Source organism: Rhodopseudomonas sp. BR0G17, assembly GCF_010907025.1.
GTDB classification, from domain to species: domain Bacteria; phylum Pseudomonadota; class Alphaproteobacteria; order Rhizobiales; family Xanthobacteraceae; genus Rhodopseudomonas; species Rhodopseudomonas palustris_H.
This window is the reverse complement of the sequence record NZ_QUML01000126.1, coordinates 1-485: the sequence shown is the minus strand read 5'-3', so window position 1 is coordinate 485 and position 485 is coordinate 1. Positions and strand designations below refer to the sequence as shown.

Sequence of the window (485 nt, the reverse complement as noted above, 5' to 3'; positions counted from 1 at the left end):
GGTCTGCTCCGCAAGCGCCTTCACTTCCGCGGCAACGACCGCGAAGCCGCGTCCCGCTTCGCCCGCGCGGGCCGCTTCGATGGTTGCGTTAAGGGCCAGAAGGTTGGTTTGTCCTGCGATGGAGTTGATCAATTCGACGACCGCTCCGATCTTTGCCGCGGCTTGGGACAATTGACCCACACCGTCGTTGGTCATACGCGCCTGATCGACCGCTTCGGCAGCGATGCGCGCGGATTCCTGGACCTGCCTGCTGATCTCCGTCACCGATGACGACATCTCTTCGGTCGCGGACGCCACCGACTGGACGTTGGCCGAGGCCTGCTCCGATGCCGCGGCGACGCTGACGGTGAGTTGCTGCGTTTGACTTGCAGTCGATGTCAGTGTACCTGCGGAGGCTTCGAGTTCGGTCGAAGCCGACGACACCGTCTGGACGATCTCGCCGATTGCGGTCTCGAACTTGCGAGTCGCGGCATCGACGCGCTGGC

Annotated in this window: 1 protein-coding gene; it reads right to left on the bottom strand. The window is 63.9% G+C overall.

Going from position 1 to position 485, the window contains the following annotated elements:
* A partial coding sequence (locus DY467_RS26620; RefSeq protein WP_246701651.1) for a methyl-accepting chemotaxis protein occupies positions 1 to 485 on the bottom strand: 485 nt, incomplete at both ends.